Origin of the sequence: Sphingobium sp. UBA5915, from assembly GCF_002431195.1 — a bacterium.
Classification (GTDB): Bacteria; Pseudomonadota; Alphaproteobacteria; order Sphingomonadales; family Sphingomonadaceae; genus Sphingobium; species Sphingobium soli.
The window spans coordinates 70,180-87,839 of record NZ_DJDV01000058.1 but is presented as its reverse complement, the minus strand read 5'-3'; the positions used below and the strand labels follow the sequence as shown (position 1 = coordinate 87,839).

At 63.4% G+C, this 17,660-nt stretch carries 14 protein-coding genes, 1 other RNA gene and 1 pseudogene; 10 read left to right on the top strand and 6 right to left on the bottom strand.

Features of this window, described 5'->3' with window-relative positions; all coding sequences use genetic code 11:
• From B2V90_RS10620 to B2V90_RS10600, 5 genes and pseudogenes are all read right to left on the bottom strand, one after another.
• Positions 1 to 251: pseudogene (locus tag B2V90_RS10620) on the bottom strand (molybdopterin molybdenumtransferase MoeA); the annotation flags it as partial.
• Positions 248 to 721 carry a cyclic pyranopterin monophosphate synthase MoaC gene (moaC, locus tag B2V90_RS10615; protein WP_228222458.1) on the bottom strand — a complete coding sequence of 158 codons (474 nt, stop codon included), beginning with the start codon at positions 719 to 721 and terminating at the stop codon, positions 248 to 250. The gene moaC and the pseudogene B2V90_RS10620, both read right to left, overlap by 4 nt.
• Positions 718 to 1,509, bottom strand: a complete 792-nt coding sequence (gene trpC, locus B2V90_RS10610) for an indole-3-glycerol phosphate synthase TrpC (protein WP_228222459.1) — start codon at positions 1,507 to 1,509, stop codon at positions 718 to 720. The genes moaC and trpC overlap by 4 nt, the downstream gene beginning before the upstream one ends.
• Positions 1,506 to 2,498, bottom strand: a complete 993-nt coding sequence (gene trpD, locus B2V90_RS10605; protein WP_228222460.1) for an anthranilate phosphoribosyltransferase — start codon at positions 2,496 to 2,498, stop codon at positions 1,506 to 1,508. Before trpD ends, trpC begins: the two co-directional genes overlap by 4 nt.
• A gap of 85 nt (positions 2,499 to 2,583) precedes the next feature.
• Positions 2,584 to 3,174, bottom strand: coding sequence for an anthranilate synthase component II (locus B2V90_RS10600; RefSeq protein ID WP_009821700.1), 591 nt, complete (start codon positions 3,172 to 3,174; stop codon positions 2,584 to 2,586).
• Positions 3,175 to 3,240: 66 nt separating this feature from the next.
• Here B2V90_RS10600 and ssrA point away from each other — a divergent pair.
• From ssrA to B2V90_RS10575, 5 genes are all read left to right on the top strand, one after another.
• Positions 3,241 to 3,584: a transfer-messenger RNA gene (ssrA, locus tag B2V90_RS10595) on the top strand.
• 302 nt (positions 3,585 to 3,886) lie between these two features.
• Positions 3,887 to 4,270, top strand: a complete 384-nt coding sequence (locus tag B2V90_RS10590; RefSeq protein ID WP_228222461.1) for a tetratricopeptide repeat protein — start codon at positions 3,887 to 3,889, stop codon at positions 4,268 to 4,270.
• A 276-nt stretch (positions 4,271 to 4,546) separates the two neighbouring features.
• Entirely contained in the window at positions 4,547 to 6,148 is a 1,602-nt protein-coding gene (locus B2V90_RS10585; RefSeq protein ID WP_228222462.1) for a hypothetical protein, read from the top strand.
• Between the two features lie 93 nt (positions 6,149 to 6,241).
• On the top strand, positions 6,242 to 8,935 hold the full coding sequence (locus tag B2V90_RS10580; protein WP_293921205.1) for a TonB-dependent receptor domain-containing protein: 2,694 nt from the start codon (positions 6,242 to 6,244) through the stop codon (positions 8,933 to 8,935).
• Positions 8,936 to 9,080: 145 nt separating this feature from the next.
• Positions 9,081 to 10,508: a CYTH and CHAD domain-containing protein gene (locus tag B2V90_RS10575; RefSeq protein WP_228222464.1), complete on the top strand. Its 1,428-nt coding sequence runs from the start codon at positions 9,081 to 9,083 to the stop codon at positions 10,506 to 10,508.
• Positions 10,509 to 10,511: 3 nt separating this feature from the next.
• Here B2V90_RS10575 and B2V90_RS10570 read toward each other — a convergent pair whose 3' ends face one another.
• Complete coding sequence (locus B2V90_RS10570; RefSeq protein WP_293921202.1) at positions 10,512 to 11,171, bottom strand: prolyl hydroxylase family protein; 660 nt, start codon at positions 11,169 to 11,171, stop codon at positions 10,512 to 10,514.
• A 164-nt stretch (positions 11,172 to 11,335) separates the two neighbouring features.
• On the opposite strand from B2V90_RS10570, the gene B2V90_RS10565 reads away from it, so the two are divergent.
• The 5 genes from B2V90_RS10565 (at position 11,336) to gspG (ending at position 17,656) form a co-directional block, all read left to right on the top strand.
• Complete coding sequence (locus B2V90_RS10565; RefSeq protein WP_228222466.1) at positions 11,336 to 12,178, top strand: type II secretion system protein N; 843 nt, start codon at positions 11,336 to 11,338, stop codon at positions 12,176 to 12,178.
• The gene (gene gspD, locus B2V90_RS10560) at positions 12,175 to 14,385 is read left to right on the top strand and encodes a type II secretion system secretin GspD (RefSeq protein WP_228226678.1); all 2,211 of its coding nucleotides are present in this window, start codon (positions 12,175 to 12,177) and stop codon (positions 14,383 to 14,385) included. Before B2V90_RS10565 ends, gspD begins: the two co-directional genes overlap by 4 nt.
• Positions 14,382 to 15,920 (top strand): type II secretion system ATPase GspE, encoded by a 1,539-nt coding sequence (gspE, locus tag B2V90_RS10555; RefSeq protein WP_228222468.1) that lies wholly within the window; start codon positions 14,382 to 14,384, stop codon positions 15,918 to 15,920. Before gspD ends, gspE begins: the two co-directional genes overlap by 4 nt.
• A complete protein-coding gene (gene gspF / locus B2V90_RS10550) occupies positions 15,913 to 17,130 on the top strand; it encodes a type II secretion system inner membrane protein GspF (protein ID WP_228222469.1) in 1,218 nt (405 codons plus the stop codon). The genes gspE and gspF overlap by 8 nt, the downstream gene beginning before the upstream one ends.
• Before the next feature lie 76 nt (positions 17,131 to 17,206).
• The gene (gspG, locus tag B2V90_RS10545) at positions 17,207 to 17,656 is read left to right on the top strand and encodes a type II secretion system major pseudopilin GspG (RefSeq protein WP_009821690.1); all 450 of its coding nucleotides are present in this window, start codon (positions 17,207 to 17,209) and stop codon (positions 17,654 to 17,656) included.
• Positions 17,657 to 17,660: the final 4 nt, after the last annotated feature.

Below are 17,660 nucleotides of genomic sequence, written 5' to 3'. Positions count from 1 at the left end.
GGCGCGTGACGGGCGAAAGCACAGCCGGCGGTGCTTTCGCCCGTCACGCGCCAAGGCCCCGGATGCTCGGCCGCGCGCACGGCATAACCATCCATCGCCGACAGATCGGCCCAGGGCTGGTCGCGCAAGGCAATCAGATCCTGCGCCAGCCAGCGGCCGACAGCCTCGCCGATCGGCACCGTCTCCGCCGACAGCGGCTCTGCAAGAGCGAACAAGCGGGCCTGCGCCTCTGCGACCGGCAGCAGGCTCATTCCGGTCGCCGCCAATCGCCCGACTTGCCGCCGGTCTTCGCGATCAGCCTGACGTCGCGGATGACCATCGCCTTGTCCAGCGCCTTGGCCATGTCGTAAATGGTGAGCAGAGCGACGGACGTTGCGGCGAGCGCCTCCATCTCCACGCCGGTCTGGCCAGCCGTCCGCGCGGTCGCTTTGACCGTGACGCCATGATCGTCGAGCGTAAAATCTACGGTCACTGCGCTGAGCGCGATCGGATGGCACAGCGGGATAAGGTCGGCGGTCTTTTTTGCCGCCATGATGCCCGCCACACGTGCGACCGCCAGCACATCGCCTTTTTTGACCAGCCCCTCTGCGATGGCCCGCGCAGCTTCATCGCTCATGTCGATCCGACCTGCGGCGATGGCTTCGCGCGCAGTGACGGCCTTGGCCGACACGTCGACCATGCGGGCAGAGCCGTCGGCGTCGAGATGCGTGAGGCCGCTCATGCCCCGTTTAACAAGATGCGCGTGGCGGATTCGACATCGGCCTGCCGCATCAATGTTTCCCCTACCAGAAAATTGCGGACGCCATGGCCGGACATGGCAACAAGGTCATCATGACTGCCAAGCCCGCTTTCGGCGACGAAGGTGCAGCCTGCCGGTGCCTTGTCGACCAGTTCATAGGTGCGCGCAAAGTCCACACTGAAATCACGCAGGTCGCGATTATTGACGCCGATGAGACGAGAGCGCAACGCCAGGGCGCGCTCTAGTTCAGCCTCGTCATGCACCTCGATCAACGCGTCCATGCCAAGGCCCAGCGCGGCATCCTCTATCTCGCGCATGAGGCCGTCATCCAGCGCGGCGACGATGATCAGGATGGCGTCCGCGCCCAGTGCCCGGCTTTCCAGCACCTGCCAGGGATCGACCATGAAATCCTTACGCAGCACTGGAAGCACGCAGGCGGCGCGAGCGGCGACAAGATAGGCGTCTGCGCCCTGGAAATAGGGTTCGTCGGTCAGGACGGACAGACAAGCCGCGCCACCGGCCGCATAGGCGGCGGCATGAGCCGGCGGATCGAAGTTGGCGCGGATCAATCCCTTGGACGGGCTGGCCTTCTTGACCTCCGCGATGAGGCCGAAGCCTGATAGAGAGGCTGCGTCCAGCGCGCGGCGAAACCCGCGCGGCGGCGTCTGCTCGGCGGCGCGCGTCTGAAGGCTGGCGATGCTGGTCGCCGCTTTTCTCCGAGCGACCTCCCCGCGCTTGACGTCGCAAATTTCGATCAGCTTGTTGGTCATGTATAGGCAATCCAGCAATTCAAAAGCGCATTGGCAAGGCCACGATCGAGCGTTTCGGCCGCTTCCTCCAGCCCCTCGCGCAGATCGGCGGCGGCGTCCGCCACCACCAGCGCGGCGGCGGCGTTCAGCAGGACGGCATCGCGATAGGCGTTTTTCTCGCCCTGAAGCAAGGCGCGCAGGGCCGCGGCATTATAGGCCGCATCGCCGCCACGGATTGCCGAGACGGGATGGGTGGGCAACCCCAGATCGGCCGCATCGATGCGGTGCATGGCGACCAACGCATGGTCCCTCACCTCTGCCATGTCATTGCCGCCTGCGAGCGACAATTCGTCCAGTCCTTCGTCACCCGATACGATCATCGCCCGGTCAACGCCGAGTTCTGCCAAGGCCTGCGCATAGATGGGCACATAAGCGGGCCGGGCAATGCCGACCAGTTGGCGACGGACATTGGCCGGATTGGCGAGCGGCCCCATGAGGTTGAAGATGGTGCGCTCACCGATGGCGCGGCGAATGGGACCAAGCCGTTTGAGTGCAGGATGATAATTTTGCGCGAAGAGGAAGCCGATGCCCAAATCCGCTAGCGTCGCTTCGGCGGTGGCGGCCGCCCGGTCAAGGTCGAGGCCGAGCGCTTCGAGCGTATCGGCCGCGCCGGCCTTGGATGAGGCTGCGCGATTGCCATGCTTGGCGACCGGCACGCCCGCTGCGGCGACCACCAGGCTGACGGCGGTCGAAACATTTAGCGTGTGGTGTCCATCTCCACCGGTACCGCACACGTCGATTGCGCCGGCCGGCGCACCGACCGGGATCATGCGCGCGCGCATGGCGCGGGCGGCGGCGGCGATTTCCGTCGCCGTTTCGCCTCGCCGCGCCATTGTTACCAGAAATGCCGATATGTCCTCGTCCAGCAGGTCGGCATCGAACAGCAGGTCGAAGGCGATCGCGGCGGCTTCACCGGACAGCGGCGCGGAAGGATCGGGCAAACGGGTCATGATGCCTCGCCTTAATCAGCGCCGGCACGGTAAGTCGAGGGGCAAGGCGGGCGCGCCACGCTTTTTGCGATACCCGCCTGTCCGATCAGGCGGCTTCGCGTCGCCGGACGGGCAATCCGGCCAGCGTCAGGAAATTTGCCAGCATCGCATGACCATGTTCGGTGGCGATGCTTTCAGGATGGAACTGGACCGAATGGATCGGCAGGCTGGCGTGACGAAAGCCCATGACCGACCCATCCTCGCTGGTGGCGTTGACGATCAGGCTGCCCGGAACATCCTCGACGATCAGCGAATGGTAGCGGGTGGCGGTGAAGGGGGAGGGCAAGCCCTGGAACAGGCCCGTGCCATCGTGGCTGACCGGTGATGTCTTGCCATGCATCAACCCGCCACGCACCACCTTGCCGCCGAAATGCTGGCCGATGGCCTGATGACCCAGGCAAACGCCCAACAGCGGCGCGCCGGCGTCGGCGCAGGCTGCGACAAGGTCCAGGCTGACGCCGGCTTCATTGGGCGTGCAAGGGCCAGGTGACAGGAGGAAGGCCTTGGCGCCGCTGGAAAGCGCCTGGCCGGCCGAAATGGCGTCGTTGCGGACGACCTCCACCCTGGCGCCCAGTTCCATGAGATAATGGACGAGGTTCCAGGTGAAGCTGTCATAATTGTCGATGACGAGGATCATGGAAGGCTTCTAGCGGCTAAGCGCCATGGTGGAAAGATGTCTGGGCGCAAGAGCTTGTTGCGCGGAGCGCTTGAAGAATCATTTGCTTGCGCCCATATGCACAGCTGCCGGGTTCGACCGGCTATGGTGATAAAGTGTGTCGTATAATAGACGCAGCGGACCCGGGGGCAGTACCCGGCGGCTCCACCACCTCCCTCGCTTCGCGGGGAAGATGACGGGGCCGAACTAGGATCGACGTGTGTTGAAAAGCGATGCTTTTACCCGGCCCGTGTACGCCGTTAAACTGTGCAAAACTCACAAGTGCCAACGATAACGAAGCACTCGCCATTGCAGCGTAATTGAGGGCCTCACGGCCTGACATTACTCTAAAATAGCGCGGTTGAACCCACCGGGCAACAGAAGGGAATTCAGCGGCACCCGGAGGCGCCGGGCAACAGAAGCCTCCGGACCTTTCCCAACCACCGGTCATTTTGCTGCGCGGGGTCTCTAGCCCGGCCGAGGCATAGGTCGTGCTGTGTCAAAGCGATTCGCGCCGGGCAGAATTCAGCTTGCTAATTCGATTACGCTTTTATGACATAATGGCGTAAAATTTCTAATGCCTTGATTTTCCTGAAAACAAACTCTTTGCGATACCCATGCAGCCTGCTTGCGCCATTGTCATCTAGATGAAATAATCCTGGCTATATTGGGAAGTTTTTTTGGGAGATGAGAGATGTTGAAGGCCGCAATCATGTTCGGGGTTTCACTGGTCGTGGCGGGGCCGGCCATGGCACAGTCCGCTCCCGATAGCCTTGTCGTTCTTGGCGTGCAGGATGGCAACCTCGCCGCGAACGCGATTGCGTCCGGGCAATTCGACGCCGCGATCGAACGGCTGGAGCCGATGTGGCCCTACAGCGCCAACGACCCGGCGCGTCTGATCAACCTGGGCAACGCCTATGCTGGTGCCGGCCGCATGAAGCAGGCGCGCGAAGCCTATCGCTCCGCACGTTTCGCGCCGGAAATGATGCTTCTGCTGGCCAATGGCGAGGAAGAGTCGTCGCGCGTGATTGCACGTCGCGCCATGGGCCGCCTGAATCCGAGCTTCGCTGCCCGCTAAGGGCGCGGCCCGGTCAAAAGCCATTCATGAGGGGAGGGCGCCGTCCTGCGGGACGGCGCCCTTTTTTCGCTCCACTTTTCGACGATGTCTTTTCCCTGACATGACTGTCATGTCTTCGTCATATCAAAGACGCTCCACTGTCATGGAAGCGGAATGAGCCTGTCACTTGGGCCGCCTAGTGCCCCGCAAAGAGGGCGACAGGGGGCGTTGTCCGATTCGTAAATTCCCCTGCGCTCCGCAGTTCCACAACGCCGGCAAAGCCGGAGCGGAGATGACATGGCCAAGATTAACCGTATCCACACGATCCTGATGGCGAGCTGCGCCTGCGTAGGTCTGAGCGCCTGTGGCGCTGACGACATTGCTTCGCCCGGCGAAGGCACCATCGTCATCCCCGCGCCGACGCCTACCCCGACGCCGACGCCGACGCCTACCCCGACGCCCACGCCCACCCCGACGGCGGTGACGCCCGCGGCGAGCTGCCCGTCGATCGCTGGCCCGAACCAGCTGAATGACCTTGGCACCATCACCGACGGCACCAATACCTGGCGCAATTGCGGCTTCCCGACGCGTTTCACCGCGACGACGGCGATCGCCAAGGCCACCGGCGTGATCTATTCGCTGCCCGGCCGCGTCGATGTCGGCACCGATCAGGGCGCCGGCACGAGCAACACCGACGTCACGCTCAACATCGATCCGGGCGTCGTCGTCTTCGCCAGCACGGGTAACGCCTATCTGGCGGTCAATCGCGGTAACAAGATCAATGCCGTTGGCAGCGCCACCGCGCCGATCATCTTCACCAGCCGCGAAAACGTCACCGGCGCCGCCACCGATCAGTCGTCGGGCCAGTGGGGCGGCATCGTGCTGCTGGGCCGCGGCAAGATCACCGATTGCCAGGCGCCTGCCGCCGCGCCCGGTACGACGGCGTGCGAGCGTGACACCGAAGGCACCAGCAACGCCCTGTATGGCGGCGCGAACGACGCCGACAGCTCTGGCCGCCTGTCCTATGTGCAAATCCGCTATTCGGGCTTTGTCCTGGCCGACGGCAAGGAATTGCAGGGCCTGACCCCCTCGGGCGTCGGCACCGGAACCGTCATCGATCATATCCAGGTCCACAACAGCTCGGACGACGGCATCGAAGCCTTCGGCGGCTCGGCCAACATGAAATATCTGGTCCTGACCGGTAACGAAGACGACAATCTGGACACCGACGTCGGTTTCCGCGGTACGGCGCAGTTCCTGATCTCGGTCCAGCGCGCCAACAACAATATCGGCGATACCTTCCTGGAAACCGACTCGAACGGTTCGACCAGCAACAGCAACGCGAGCGAAGACGCCCTGCCGCGCCAGTATCTGAAGGTCGCCAACTTCACCCACATCCAGCGTTCGAACACTGGTGACGACGGCGCGTCCATGCTGCTGCGCGGCGGCGCCGACCTGGCGCTGGTCAACGGCATCATCGTCAGCCCCAACCAAAGCTGCCTGCGCATCAACAGTGCCGCGACCGTTCGCGACGCCGACGATGCTCTTCAGGATGCCGGCAAGCCGCGCTATATTTCGGTGGTCATGCAATGCAACAGCGAGCCGTTCAAGGGCACGGGCGGGGTAGAGGCTTCGGTCGTCCAGTCGATCTTCGAAGCTGGCCCGAACAGCAGCATCAACTACACGCCGTCGCTGACCAGCCTGTTCATCAACGGCGCGACCGAAACCGCGGTGACGGCAACAGATCCCAAGACGATCGACAGCGCCTTCGCCACGACCAACTATGTCGGCGCGGTCAAGGACAGCAGCGACACTTGGTATGCCGGCTGGACCTGCAATTCCGTGACGGCCAGCTTCGGCAGCGCCAGCGGCAACTGCACGGCCATTCCGACGACCTGATCGGCACCTGACCTCAATAGGGGCGGGGGAGCGTGAATCGGCGCTTCCCCGCCTTTCTTGCACACTGCATATTCCCAAAGGGGGACCCCTAGCATGTCGAAGCCGCTGACCTTGGCGCGCCTGCTCCTGATTTCCACCGCGCTGGTCGCTCCCGTGGCGATGGCGCAGACCGACACCAGTTCATCGTCCGCCGGCGACGCCGGCCTCTCGACGACGCCCAGCGCCGCCGATGAAGCCGCCGCCCAGTCGGGCGACGTCGATGTTTCCATTCCCGGTTCCGACATCGTCGTCACCGGTCGCCGCACCAGCAACATCTCGCAGGCGGCGCCGCAGGTGGTGAACGTCCTGTCGGCGGCCGACATCAAGCGCACGGGTGAGGGTGACATCGCCGGTTCGCTTCAGCGCGTCACTGGCCTGTCCGTGGTGTCGGGCGGCTATGTCTATGTCCGCGGCCTTGGCGATCGCTATTCGCTCGCACTGCTCAACGGTTCGCCGCTGCCCAGTCCCGAGCCGCTCAAGCGTGTCGTGCCCCTCGACATTTTCCCGACCAGCGTAATTGCGTCGACTTTGGTGCAGAAAAGCTTCTCGGCCAACTTCCCCGGTGAATTTGGCGGCGGCGTGATCAACTTGACGACAAAAGCGATCCCGACCGAATCCTATCTGGAAATCGGCGTTGGAAGCTCCGCGAATACCGAAACCTCGGGTCAGCTTGGCTATACCTACTATGGCAGCAAGTCGGACTGGACCGGCTTTGACGACAGTTCGCGCGACGTGCCGCCGCTGCTCAAGGATGCCTTTGGCGCGGGCGTGCCCTTCGCCAATATCGATCGCTCCGACCAGCAAGCGATCGCCATGCAGTTTTTGAACAGCAAGACGTCGGTGCTTCAGCGCACCAACAGCCTGCCGTTCAACTTCTCCGGCTCGATCAACGGCGGCACGGCCTTCGACGTTGGCAGCGATGCGCGGGTCGGCATCATCGCCACGGCGGGATATAGCAACAAATGGCGCACGCGCGACAACTTGCAGCAGGCGTCGCTGACCGTCGAAGAAGGCGCGGGCAAAAGCTATAATCAGGTCGTCACCGACAATCAGGTCACCGTTAACGGACTGCTGGGTGTCGGCGTTGAGTGGGGCGAGCAGAAGCTGCGCTGGACCAACCTTTATATCCGCGACACGCTCAAGCGTGCCTCGCTCGCCATCGGCCAGAATGACGGCCAAATTCAGGGCGCTGATTATCTGACCCAGCAGACCGCCTGGTATGAGCGTCAGCTGATCGACACGCAATTTGTCGGCGAATTCAAGTTCGACGAAGCGTTGAGCCTCGATGTGCGGGGCGGCTATGCCAATTCGCAGCGCGAAGCCCCCTATGAACGCGAATTCGTCTATGTCCGTTCGAACCGCGATCTGGACATTGATCCGGTGGGCGACCGCTTCATCAATGCGCTCAATCGCCAGCGTGGCGATGCATCGGTCACGTTCAGCGACCTGAACGAAGACCTGTGGTCGGGCGGCGCGGATCTCAGCTACAAGATCGCGCCAAGCTTCACCGTGACGGCGGGCTATGCCTATACGGATACGAAGCGTACATCGTCGCGCTATGAGTTGCATTTCGATGCCGTGAACCTGCCCGTGCCGGTGCAGCAGTTGCGGCCCGATTATCTGCTGTCGGATGCGACCATCCAGCTCTACGATCTTGGCCTGCTCGACTTTTCCGGGCCATATCCGGTCTATGACGCCGCGCTTCGCGTCCATGCCGGCTATGGGCAGGTAAAGGCAGAGCTGTTCCCAGGCCTCAGCATCGATGCTGGCGTCCGCTACGAAAATGGCCGCCAGTCGGTGACGGGCGTCGACGTCTATTCGACCGGCGAGACGCCGTTCAACCAGGTCAAGAATGACTATTGGTTGCCGGCCGTCACGCTGACCTATGACGTGGGCGGCGGTTTGCAGTTCCGCGCCTCGGGGTCCAAGACGATCGCTCGTCCGCAGTTTCGCGAACTGATCGCCCAGCCGTTCATCGACACCGAATCCAACCGCTTCTATCGCGGCAACCCGTTCCTGCAGGACAGCGAATTGTGGAACGCCGACATTCGCGCGGAATGGTATATGGGGCGCGATGAGAGGCTGACGGCGTCGGCCTTCTACAAGAAGATCGACAATCCGATCGAAACCTTCACGACCATTACCGATACCTATGCAGTGACCACCAGCTTCGCCAATGCGCCGGAAGCGACGCTGTACGGCTTTGAGGTAGAAGCGCAGAAATATATTCCGCTCGACGGGATGGATTCAAACTTCTTCCAGACCCGCCGCGTGGTGCTGATCGGCAACTACACCTACACTCAGTCGGAACTGAAGGTGAGCGATGGCGACACGACCATTCCTTACACCTACACCACCGGCGACCTGCCGGCCGCGTCCGACTATTTCGTCGACGGCGCGCCGTTGACGGGCCAGTCGGACCATCTGGTCAACGTCCAGATCGGGCTCGAAGATACGGACAAGCTGTCGCAGCAGACGCTGCTGCTCACCTATGCCAGCCCTCGCGTCACCAGCCGTGGTCCGAACCTGCAACCCGATATCAAGGAAAAGCCAGGCCTGACGCTGGACTTCGTCGCCCGTCGGGGTGTGACGCTGCCGGGCGGCATCAACAGCGAATTCAAATTTGAGGCTCGGAACATCACGGGCCGGAAATATCAGGAATTCCAAGAGGCCGGCGGCACCAAGATATTCTATAACCGCTACAAGATCGGCACCACGATCGCCGCGTCGTTGACGGTGGCGTTCTAAACCTTGCCAGTGGGGGCTGATCGCCCCCCGGATCGTGCGGCCGGCCCGTCATTCGACAGGCCGGCCGTTGCGATTCTGGAACGACGCCCCGGGGCCACGCGTCCTGCTATGCATCCGCCCCCTTGCGGCGTATGATGGAGGATATATGGGCCGCGAAATCGAACTCAAGCTGGACCTGTCGGACGATGGCGCCAGCCGTCTGTCGCAATGGGACATGCTGCCTGAGCGCGAGGATGTCGCCCGTCTGCGCGCCATTTATTTCGATACGCCCGATACGCAACTGGCGAACAAGGGGATCAGCCTGCGGATTCGGCAGTCCGGGCGGCGCAGGGTGCAGACCGTCAAGGGCGACGGGTCGGCTGCGGGTGGGCTGTTCACGCGTCAGGAATGGGAACGACCCGTCCGGTCGAACAGGCCAGTGCTTGATGCGCAAACGCCAGTGCGGGACGCATTGGGCGAGGCTGTCGACCAGATCGAGCCGATGTTTGAAACCGATATCGAACGCATGCGCTGGCAGATCGAAGAGGGCGATGCGAAGGTGGAGATGGTGATCGACCGGGGCGTCGTACGGGCGGGTGCGCGCGAAGCAGACCTTTGCGAGGTCGAACTCGAACTTGTCGCTGGCGCACCTGCCGCGCTGTTCGCAATCGCGCGCCGCATAGATGCCGAGGTGTCGGTGCGCCCTGCGGTTCTGAGCAAGGCGGAGCGCGGCTATCTGCTGCGGGGACCGATAAGGGAATCGGTCAAGGCTGAGCCGGTCCTGCTCGACGCCGATATGACGATCCGCGATGCGTTTCTGGCGATCGCGGGCGCATGCTTGCGCCATTATCGCCGCAACGAGTCGCTGTTGCTGGCCGAATTTCGAGAGCGGGCCCTGCATCAGGCGCGTGTTGCGGTGCGCCGGTTGCGCAGTGCGCTGACCCTGTTCAAGACGGTGCTGCTGGAGGCAGACGTCGCACGCTTTCAACAGGAGTTGCGCTGGCTGGCGGCGTTGCTGGGGGAGGCGCGCGATCTGGATGTGCTGCACGGGCGGTTGGACCCCGTTGCCCAGGCGGCGATTGCGGAGGCGCGCGCGGAAAGCCATGCGCGGGTGCGCGAATGGCTCGAATCGGCACGCATTCGCGGCTTGCTGCTGGATATTGCCGAATGGCTGGCGCTGGGGGCGGGATGCAGTGGTGCATCGGATGCGTCAGTTGCGGATTTCGCGGCCAGTCGCCTTAAAAAACTACACAAGCGAGTCGCCAAGGGGGGAGATGATCTGGCGCGACTGCCGTCGGATTTGCGGCACAAGGTCCGTAAAGAGGCCAAGAAGCTGCGCTATGGCTCTGAATTCTTTGCGGGTCTTTATCAGGACAAGCCATCGCAGAAGGCGCATGGCGCGTATGTCAAGGCGCTGGCCAAATTGCAGGATCGTCTAGGCGACCTTAACGATCTGGCAACGGCACCAGCGCTGTTCGCACGCTACCATCTGCCCGATAATATCGGGTTGGATATCAAATCGGAGAAGCAACTGCTGCGTAAGGCGGGCAAAGCCCATGACCGCTTCGCGCAGGCTCCGCGTTTCTGGCGCTAGGCATCAGCCCCAGGGCCGCTCGCGATACCATTTGGTGATGACATGCTTGACCCCGCTGCGCACTTTCATACCGTGATGGATGCTGGCTGGGTTGGGCGCGCCTGATGGCAGGCGGTTATTCCACGCCAGAAGCTTGCCGGTTTCGGGTTGAACCGTCTTGCCGATGCGGGTGAAGCGTGTGGCGCCGCCGGCGGTGGGCTGATCAAGATAGAGCATCACCGTCCATGTGCGATTGCCGGCCACTGCGCAGTAACGGTCGAAATCGGCGCCCTTAGGATCGAAATAATCGGTATGGGCCTTGAACTCCTGCCCCACGGCATAGCGCTGTCCCTGAATGGGTTCGCCATGTTCGGTTGCGATTCCCGTGAACGCGTCGAGGCGCGCATTGACTGCCGCGACGAAGGGATCGCCGTGATCGAGATCGCATGTCTCGCTCGTCCGGAAATAACCGTCGCCATTATGATCGGCGATGGTTGACGGACGGCGTTGCGCATCGATCCGGTCGATCAGTCCCATACATTCGCCCGCGCTCAGAAAGTCACGCAGGATGAAAAGCGCGAGGTCTTTGTTGGGGACTCGCTGAACGCGAGGATGTGCCGCAATCCAGGCCGGATCGGCGTCAACGCCGGCAGGCGCGGGCGGTGAAAGGGTCTCTGGGGTCATGGAGCCTCGTGTCGATGACATGCCTTGATGGTCGCAAATGTTGACCTTCAGCCGTAGAAATGCTCTGCATGCAAGCCTGTCATAATAAAGCAATATAACCGTCATTTTGATGTAAAGCGCCGCGCCTAGCAGGCTCGCATATTTCGGGGGGCTTGTCGGACATCATGCGCGTTGCGGTAGGTGACAGGATTGACCGTTGGCGGCGGGCGCGGCTTGTTACGCGCGGTATCGACTGGCTTGGTCTTCTGGAAAAGACATTGCTGGTCGTTCTGGCGCTGCTGCTGGTGCGCCTGGTGTGGGCCGTCGTGACCCCGGTCGGCAGCTTTGGACCATGGGAAGGACGTCAGGCTCAGCTATTGTCGCCCCAGGCCCGTGCGCTGTTGTTTGGAAGCTTCGATCCCTTTTTTCGCGCTGAAGCGCCGGAGCAATCGGGCGGTGTGGTCACTTCCCTGGCGCTGACGGTCTATGGCATACGCCTTAACGAGGGCTCGGGCCTGGGGTCCGCCATCATCGCTACGCCCGACGGCGTCCAGAACAGCTACGCTGTGGGTGATGAGATCATGCCCGGCGTGGTGCTGAAAGCCGTGGCGTTCGATCATGTCACGATCGATCGCGGCGGAGCGGAGGAACAGGCGTTTCTCGATCAGTCGACGTCGGCAACAGACGCTGAAGCCCCACCGGCCGGCGGTGCGGGCTGGACCAGCGCCGCTCCGCCGCCTCCGGCAGCGCCCGGAGGCGGCGTGACCGCTGATATGCTGAAGCGCGACATCGGTTTTGCCCCCCGCATGGAAAATGGCCGGGTGACCGGCCTCGTCGTCGCGGCCAAGGGCCCGGGCTTCGCTACCGCAGGCTTTCGTCCCGGCGATATCGTGACCCAGGTCAACGGCCAGTCGGTCGGCGACCTGCAAAGCCTCCAGAACCAGATCGCGCCCGGTGCGCGCCTGTCCCTGACCGTCGAGCGCGGCGCGGCCGTCGCCTCGGTCAACCTCATAGTGCAAGGCCAATGACCCGCAAACTTCTCCTCTCCGCCGCCATGGCCCTCGCTTTGGCGACGCCGATCGCGTCTGTTCGGGCGCAACAGACGCTCAATGTGCGCGACGCCGACATTCGCGCTTTCATTCAGGATGCGGCGCGGGTTACGGGCCGCACCTTCATCATCGACAACAAGGTGCAGGGGAAGGTATCGGTCGTCACCGACCGGCCACTCAGCCGATCGGAATATTTCGAGATTTTCCTGTCGACCTTGCGCGCTAACGGGCTGGTGGCCGTGCCTGCGCCGGGCGGCGCCTATCGCATCCAGCCGGTCGATGGGGCGGCGGGTCAGCCAAGCGGCGTCGGCCGCGCCGCCAACCGCAACAGCTTCCTGACGGAAGTGTTTCGCCTCCGGTCGATCGACGCGGCGAGCGCACTGGAAACCCTGCGCCCGCTGGTCAGCAAGGAAGGGTCGGTCACGGCCAACCGCGCCGGCAACAGCGTGGTCGTCGCTGACTATGCCGATAATGTCGCCCGCATCCGCCAGGTGATCGCCCGCATCGACCGCGACACTGCCGCCACGCAGATGGTTGCACTCAAGAACGCCGGCGCGCGGGAGATTGCGACGTCGCTTCAGGCCTTGGTGACGAATGGCGGCGGGGGCGAGAATGCCGCGCCGTCAGCCGCGACCGTGGTGCCGATCGACAGCAGCAATTCGGTGGCCATTCGCGGTGACGCCGGGACGGTGGCCCGGCTCGCCAATATGGCGCGCGAACTGGACCGCCAGGCGGCAAGCGGCACGGAAATCCGGGTCTACTGGCTGGAGCATGCCGATGCTGAAAAGCTGTTGCCAGTCTTGCAGCAATTGGTGGGGCAATCGACCAGCGAACCGGTAACATCTGCAACGCCCGCGTCGGGCGGGCAGGGCGGCGCACCCGCGTCCCAGGCCGCCGCACCCGTCGCGGCGTCTTCGTCCGCATCCTCATCCGGCGGCGGTATCAATACGCGCGGCCCGGCAATCGTGACTCGCTATGAAGGTGCGAACGCCATCATCGTCGCCGCCAACAGCGATGTGCAGCGTATGCTGGGCGAAACGATCCGCCAGATCGATACGCGCCGCGAGCAGGTGCTGGTGGAAGCGATCATCGTCGAAATCAGCGATGCCGCCGCCAAGAAACTGGGCGTGCAGTTCCTGATCGGCAGTACCAAGACCGGGTTTGCCGCGACCAACTACAGCAATGCCTCGCCCAATCTGCTGACGCTCGCCGGGGCCTATGGCGCGAATCAGCTGGGCACGACGACGACGACGGTGGTGGCGCCTGACGGCACCCGCACCACCACCGAAGTGCGCGAAAACAGCGATCTTGCCAGCACGCTGCAACAAGCAGCGATCAACAGTCTGCAAAGCGCGACCGGCGCGATTGCCGGCCTAGGCGGCAGCATTGGCAGCAACGGCATTTTCGGTGCGATCATCAATGCAGTGAAATCCGACACCGAAAGCAACCTGCTCTCCACGCCTTCGGTCATGACGCTGGACAATCAGAAGGCGTCGATCCTCGTGGGGCAGCAAGTGCCCGTCACCACTGGTGAGGCGCTCAGCCAGAATTTCGACAACCAGTTCCGCACGGTCCAGCGCCAGGATGTCGGCATCAAGCTGGAGGTTAAGCCCCAGATCAATACCGGCGGCGCAATCAAGCTGTTCCTGCGTCAGGAAGTGTCGAGCGTGGCCGGACCGGTCAGCAACGATAACAGCGACCTCATCATCAACAAGCGCGAGATCGAAACGACGGTGACCGTCGATGACGGCGAAATATTGGCGCTGGGCGGCCTGCTCGACGACAATGAGCGCAAGACGATCGAGCGCATTCCGTTGCTATCGGACATTCCGGGCATTGGCGAGCTGTTCAAATCGCGCAGCCGCAGCCGGACGAAGACCAACCTCATGGTCTTCATCCGCCCGACCATCCTCCGGTCCAAGGAAGATGCGCAGAAGCTGACACAGCAGCGCTACGGCTATATTCGCGGCATGCAGTTGCAGCGCGATCCGGACTCCGAGCCGACGATCGACGAGCTGGTGCGCGATTATATGGGCGCAGCGCCTCCGATCGCGCCGCCGCAGCCCGGCGATATGGTGGTACAGCCGCAGGCAGGCGTGCAGCCCGACGTCATCGAACCCACCGTCCGTCAGTCGAGCGGCGTGGTGCGCCCGGTCGAAATCCCCGCGAGCGGAGAGCAGCGATGAGCGAATTGGAGAGCGTCGAGGCCGCGATCCCATCGCCGCCGCGGCCGATCGACATTCCCTATGTCTTTGCGCGCAAGCATGGCGTCGTCCTGCTGCCGCAGGAGGGTGATCGGATCGTGATCGCGGTGCGGGCGGGCAGCGATCCGCGCGTCCTGCTGGAAGTGCGCCGTCATCTGGCGCGCAGCTTCGATGTGCGCTTTGTCGAGCCATCCGAGTTCGACCGCCATCTGTCCAACCATTATGCGATGGAGGGCAGCGCCGCTGCGATGGCAGGATCGCTCGAGGTGGGGGCGGATGAACTGGACATATTGGCGGCCGACATTCCCACCGCCGACGATTTGCTCGACAGCGCGGACGACGCGCCGGCGATCCGCCTGATCAACGGCATCATCGCCGAAGCCGCGCGGCAGGGCGTGTCGGATATTCATATCGAGCCATATGAAACCGGGCTGATCGTGCGGATGCGCGTCGATGGCGTGCTGCGCGAAACGCTACGGATGCCGCCGCACGTTGCCCCGGTGGTGGTCAGTCGCATCAAGGTGATGGCGCGGCTCGACATTGCCGAGCGCCGCGTGCCGCAGGATGGGCGCATTGGCCTGACCCTGGGCGGCAAGTTGCTCGACGTCCGTGTGTCCACGTTGCCGAGCCGGGCAGGCGAGCGGGTGGTGCTGCGTATTCTCGACAAGGAGAATGCGGGCATGAACCTGGACCTGCTGGGCATGACGGGTGCGCCCGACCGCATCTTCCGCGAGGGACTGTCCGAACCCAACGGCATCATCCTGGTCACAGGGCCTACGGGTTCGGGCAAGACGACCACGCTCTATGCGGGCCTTCGCCAGCTCAACGATGGCAGCCGCAATATCCTGACGGTGGAGGACCCGGTCGAATATGCGATCGAAGGCGTCGGCCAGACACAGGTCAATGCCAAGGTCGGCCTGACCTTCGCGGCGGGCCTGCGCGCGATCCTGCGTCAGGACCCGGACGTCGTGATGGTCGGCGAAATCCGCGACCGCGAGACGGCGGAGATTGCGGTGCAGGCGTCGCTGACGGGCCACCTTGTCCTTTCGACCGTCCACACCAATGACGCTGTCGGCGCGATCACGCGTATGCGCGACATGCGCGTCGAACCCTTCCTGCTTGCCTCGACGCTGCGCGCCGTCATTGCCCAGCGGCTTGTCCGCCGGCTCTGCCAGCATTGCCGCGAGCCGGTGCAGGCAGACAAGTCAGCCAGCGCGCTGCTGGGCTTCGACCCCGGGACCATCATCTACAAGGCGCGCGGCTGCGATGAATGCAGCGGTTCGGGCTATAAGGGCCGGATCGGCGTATTTGAAGCGATCCGTGTCGACGACACGATCCGCCGCCTGATCAACGATGGCGGCGATGAATCGCTGATCGCGCGCCACGCTTTCCTCAACGCGCCCAATCTGGGATCGGCGGCCCGCGCGCTCGTGCGCGATGGGCAGACCACGGCCGAAGAAGCGATCCGCGTTTCGCGCCGGGACGCAACCGAGGTGGAAACCATCGCCGATGGCTGATTTCGACTATGTGGCGATCGACCCGGCAGGGCGCGAACGGTCGGGCAAGGTCAGGGCCGATACGGTTGATGACGCGCGCGCCCGACTGGACGGGCGTAAGCTGTTCATCGTGCGGCTGGAGCCTGGAGCGGCAACGAAGGCACGGCAGCGCGCGGGCCTGTCGCTGCGCGCGCCACGGCTCAGCGCCAAGGAATTGACGCTTTTTACTCGCCAGCTTTCGACGCTGATCCAGGTCAGCCCGCTGGAGGAATCGCTGCGCACGATTGGCCGCCAGAGCGAGCAGGACCATGTCCGCGCCATCGTCGGCACGGTGCATGGCGGCGTTCTGGAGGGGCGGCGCCTGGCCGACGCGCTGGGGGCCGAGCCACGCAGTTTCCCGCCGCTCTATCGGGCCATGATCTCGGCCGGCGAAAGTTCGGGAAGCCTGCCGACCATCATGGAGCGGCTGTCGGACCTGATGGAGCGGCAGGCGCTGATGCGCTCGAAGGTGCTCACCGCCATCGCCTATCCGTCGGTCCTCGCCACCTTCGCCGTTTGCGTCGTCGCCGCGCTCATGATCTTCGTCGTGCCCAAGGTCGTGGAGCAATTCGATACGGTGGGGCAGGAATTGCCCCTGCTCACCCGCATGGTGATGGGCCTGTCGGCGTTCCTCGCCGGCTATTGGTGGCTCTTGCTACTGCTGCTGACGATAGCGGGCCTGATGTTCTGGCGTGCGCTGAAGGTGGATAGTTTCCGCTATCGGTTCGACGCGACGTTGCTTGGTCTGCCGCTGCTCGGCCGGTTGATCCGGGATCTGCACGCAGCGCGCATGGCGCGGACCCTGTCTACCATGGTGGCCAGCCGCCTGCCGTTGATGGAGGGGCTGTCGCTCACGGCGAACACCGTCCACAACCGGGTGCTCCGCCGCGCCTCCGACGACATTGTCGAAGCGATCCGTGGCGGCGGCAGCCTGTCGGCCGCGCTGCGCCGGGCGGGCGTGTTCCCGCCACTGCTCGTCTATCTGGCGGCCAGTGGCGAGAGCGCGGGGCGGCTCGACACGATGCTGGAGCGCGCCGCCGATTATCTGGAGCGCGAATTTGACAGTTTCACTTCAGCTGCTCTGGCCATGCTGGAGCCGGTCATCATCATCCTGATGGGGGGCATCGTCGCCGTCATCATCCTGTCCATCCTGCTGCCGATCCTGCAGCTGCAAAGCCTCACCGGGGCTTGAAGGAGTATATATGCGTTTCGTGACATCACTTCGGGCCAAATATGGCAACGCCACGCGCCTTTCTTCCAAAGCCGCAATGCGTTTTGACAGGAATGAAGGGGGAAAGTCGGGCGAAGAGGGATTCACCCTCGTCGAACTGATGGTCGTCATCGTCATCATCGGTTTGCTGGCGACGATCGTGGCGATCAACGTCATCCCTGCCACCGACACCGCGCGCGTCGAGAAGGCCAAGGCGGACATCGCAACCATTGAACAGGCGTTGGAGCAGTATCGGCTCGACAATCTGACCTATCCGTCGGCATCGGATGGCCTCCAGGCGCTGCTCAACCCGCCGCCCTCGCTTGCGCAGCCGCAGCGTTATCGGCGCGGAGGCTATATCAAGAAACTGCCTGATGATCCCTGGGGCCGCGCTTATGTCTACACCGTGCCGGGTCGTCGCGGCGCGTTCGACATCAGCTCGCTGGGCGCCGACGGTCAGCCGGGCGGAGAGCAGGAAAATGCGGACATCTATTCCAGCGAACTCTGAGCGG

Excerpts from the sequence above, each read along its gene's own strand:
- moaC (WP_228222458.1), bottom strand. The coding sequence starts at position 721 with ATGAGCGGCCTCACGCATCTCGACGCCGACGGCTCTGCCCGCATGGTC.
- trpC (WP_228222459.1), bottom strand. The coding sequence starts at position 1,509 with ATGACCAACAAGCTGATCGAAATTTGCGACGTCAAGCGCGGGGAGGTC.
- trpD (WP_228222460.1), bottom strand. The coding sequence starts at position 2,498 with ATGACCCGTTTGCCCGATCCTTCCGCGCCGCTGTCCGGTGAAGCCGCC.
- B2V90_RS10600 (WP_009821700.1), bottom strand. The coding sequence starts at position 3,174 with ATGATCCTCGTCATCGACAATTATGACAGCTTCACCTGGAACCTCGTC.
- B2V90_RS10590 (WP_228222461.1), top strand. The coding sequence starts at position 3,887 with ATGTTGAAGGCCGCAATCATGTTCGGGGTTTCACTGGTCGTGGCGGGG.
- B2V90_RS10585 (WP_228222462.1), top strand. The coding sequence starts at position 4,547 with ATGGCCAAGATTAACCGTATCCACACGATCCTGATGGCGAGCTGCGCC.
- B2V90_RS10580 (WP_293921205.1), top strand. The coding sequence starts at position 6,242 with ATGTCGAAGCCGCTGACCTTGGCGCGCCTGCTCCTGATTTCCACCGCG.
- B2V90_RS10575 (WP_228222464.1), top strand. The coding sequence starts at position 9,081 with ATGGGCCGCGAAATCGAACTCAAGCTGGACCTGTCGGACGATGGCGCC.
- B2V90_RS10570 (WP_293921202.1), bottom strand. The coding sequence starts at position 11,171 with ATGACCCCAGAGACCCTTTCACCGCCCGCGCCTGCCGGCGTTGACGCC.
- B2V90_RS10565 (WP_228222466.1), top strand. The coding sequence starts at position 11,336 with ATGCGCGTTGCGGTAGGTGACAGGATTGACCGTTGGCGGCGGGCGCGG.
- gspD (WP_228226678.1), top strand. The coding sequence starts at position 12,175 with ATGACCCGCAAACTTCTCCTCTCCGCCGCCATGGCCCTCGCTTTGGCG.
- gspE (WP_228222468.1), top strand. The coding sequence starts at position 14,382 with ATGAGCGAATTGGAGAGCGTCGAGGCCGCGATCCCATCGCCGCCGCGG.
- gspF (WP_228222469.1), top strand. The coding sequence starts at position 15,913 with ATGGCTGATTTCGACTATGTGGCGATCGACCCGGCAGGGCGCGAACGG.
- gspG (WP_009821690.1), top strand. The coding sequence starts at position 17,207 with ATGCGTTTTGACAGGAATGAAGGGGGAAAGTCGGGCGAAGAGGGATTC.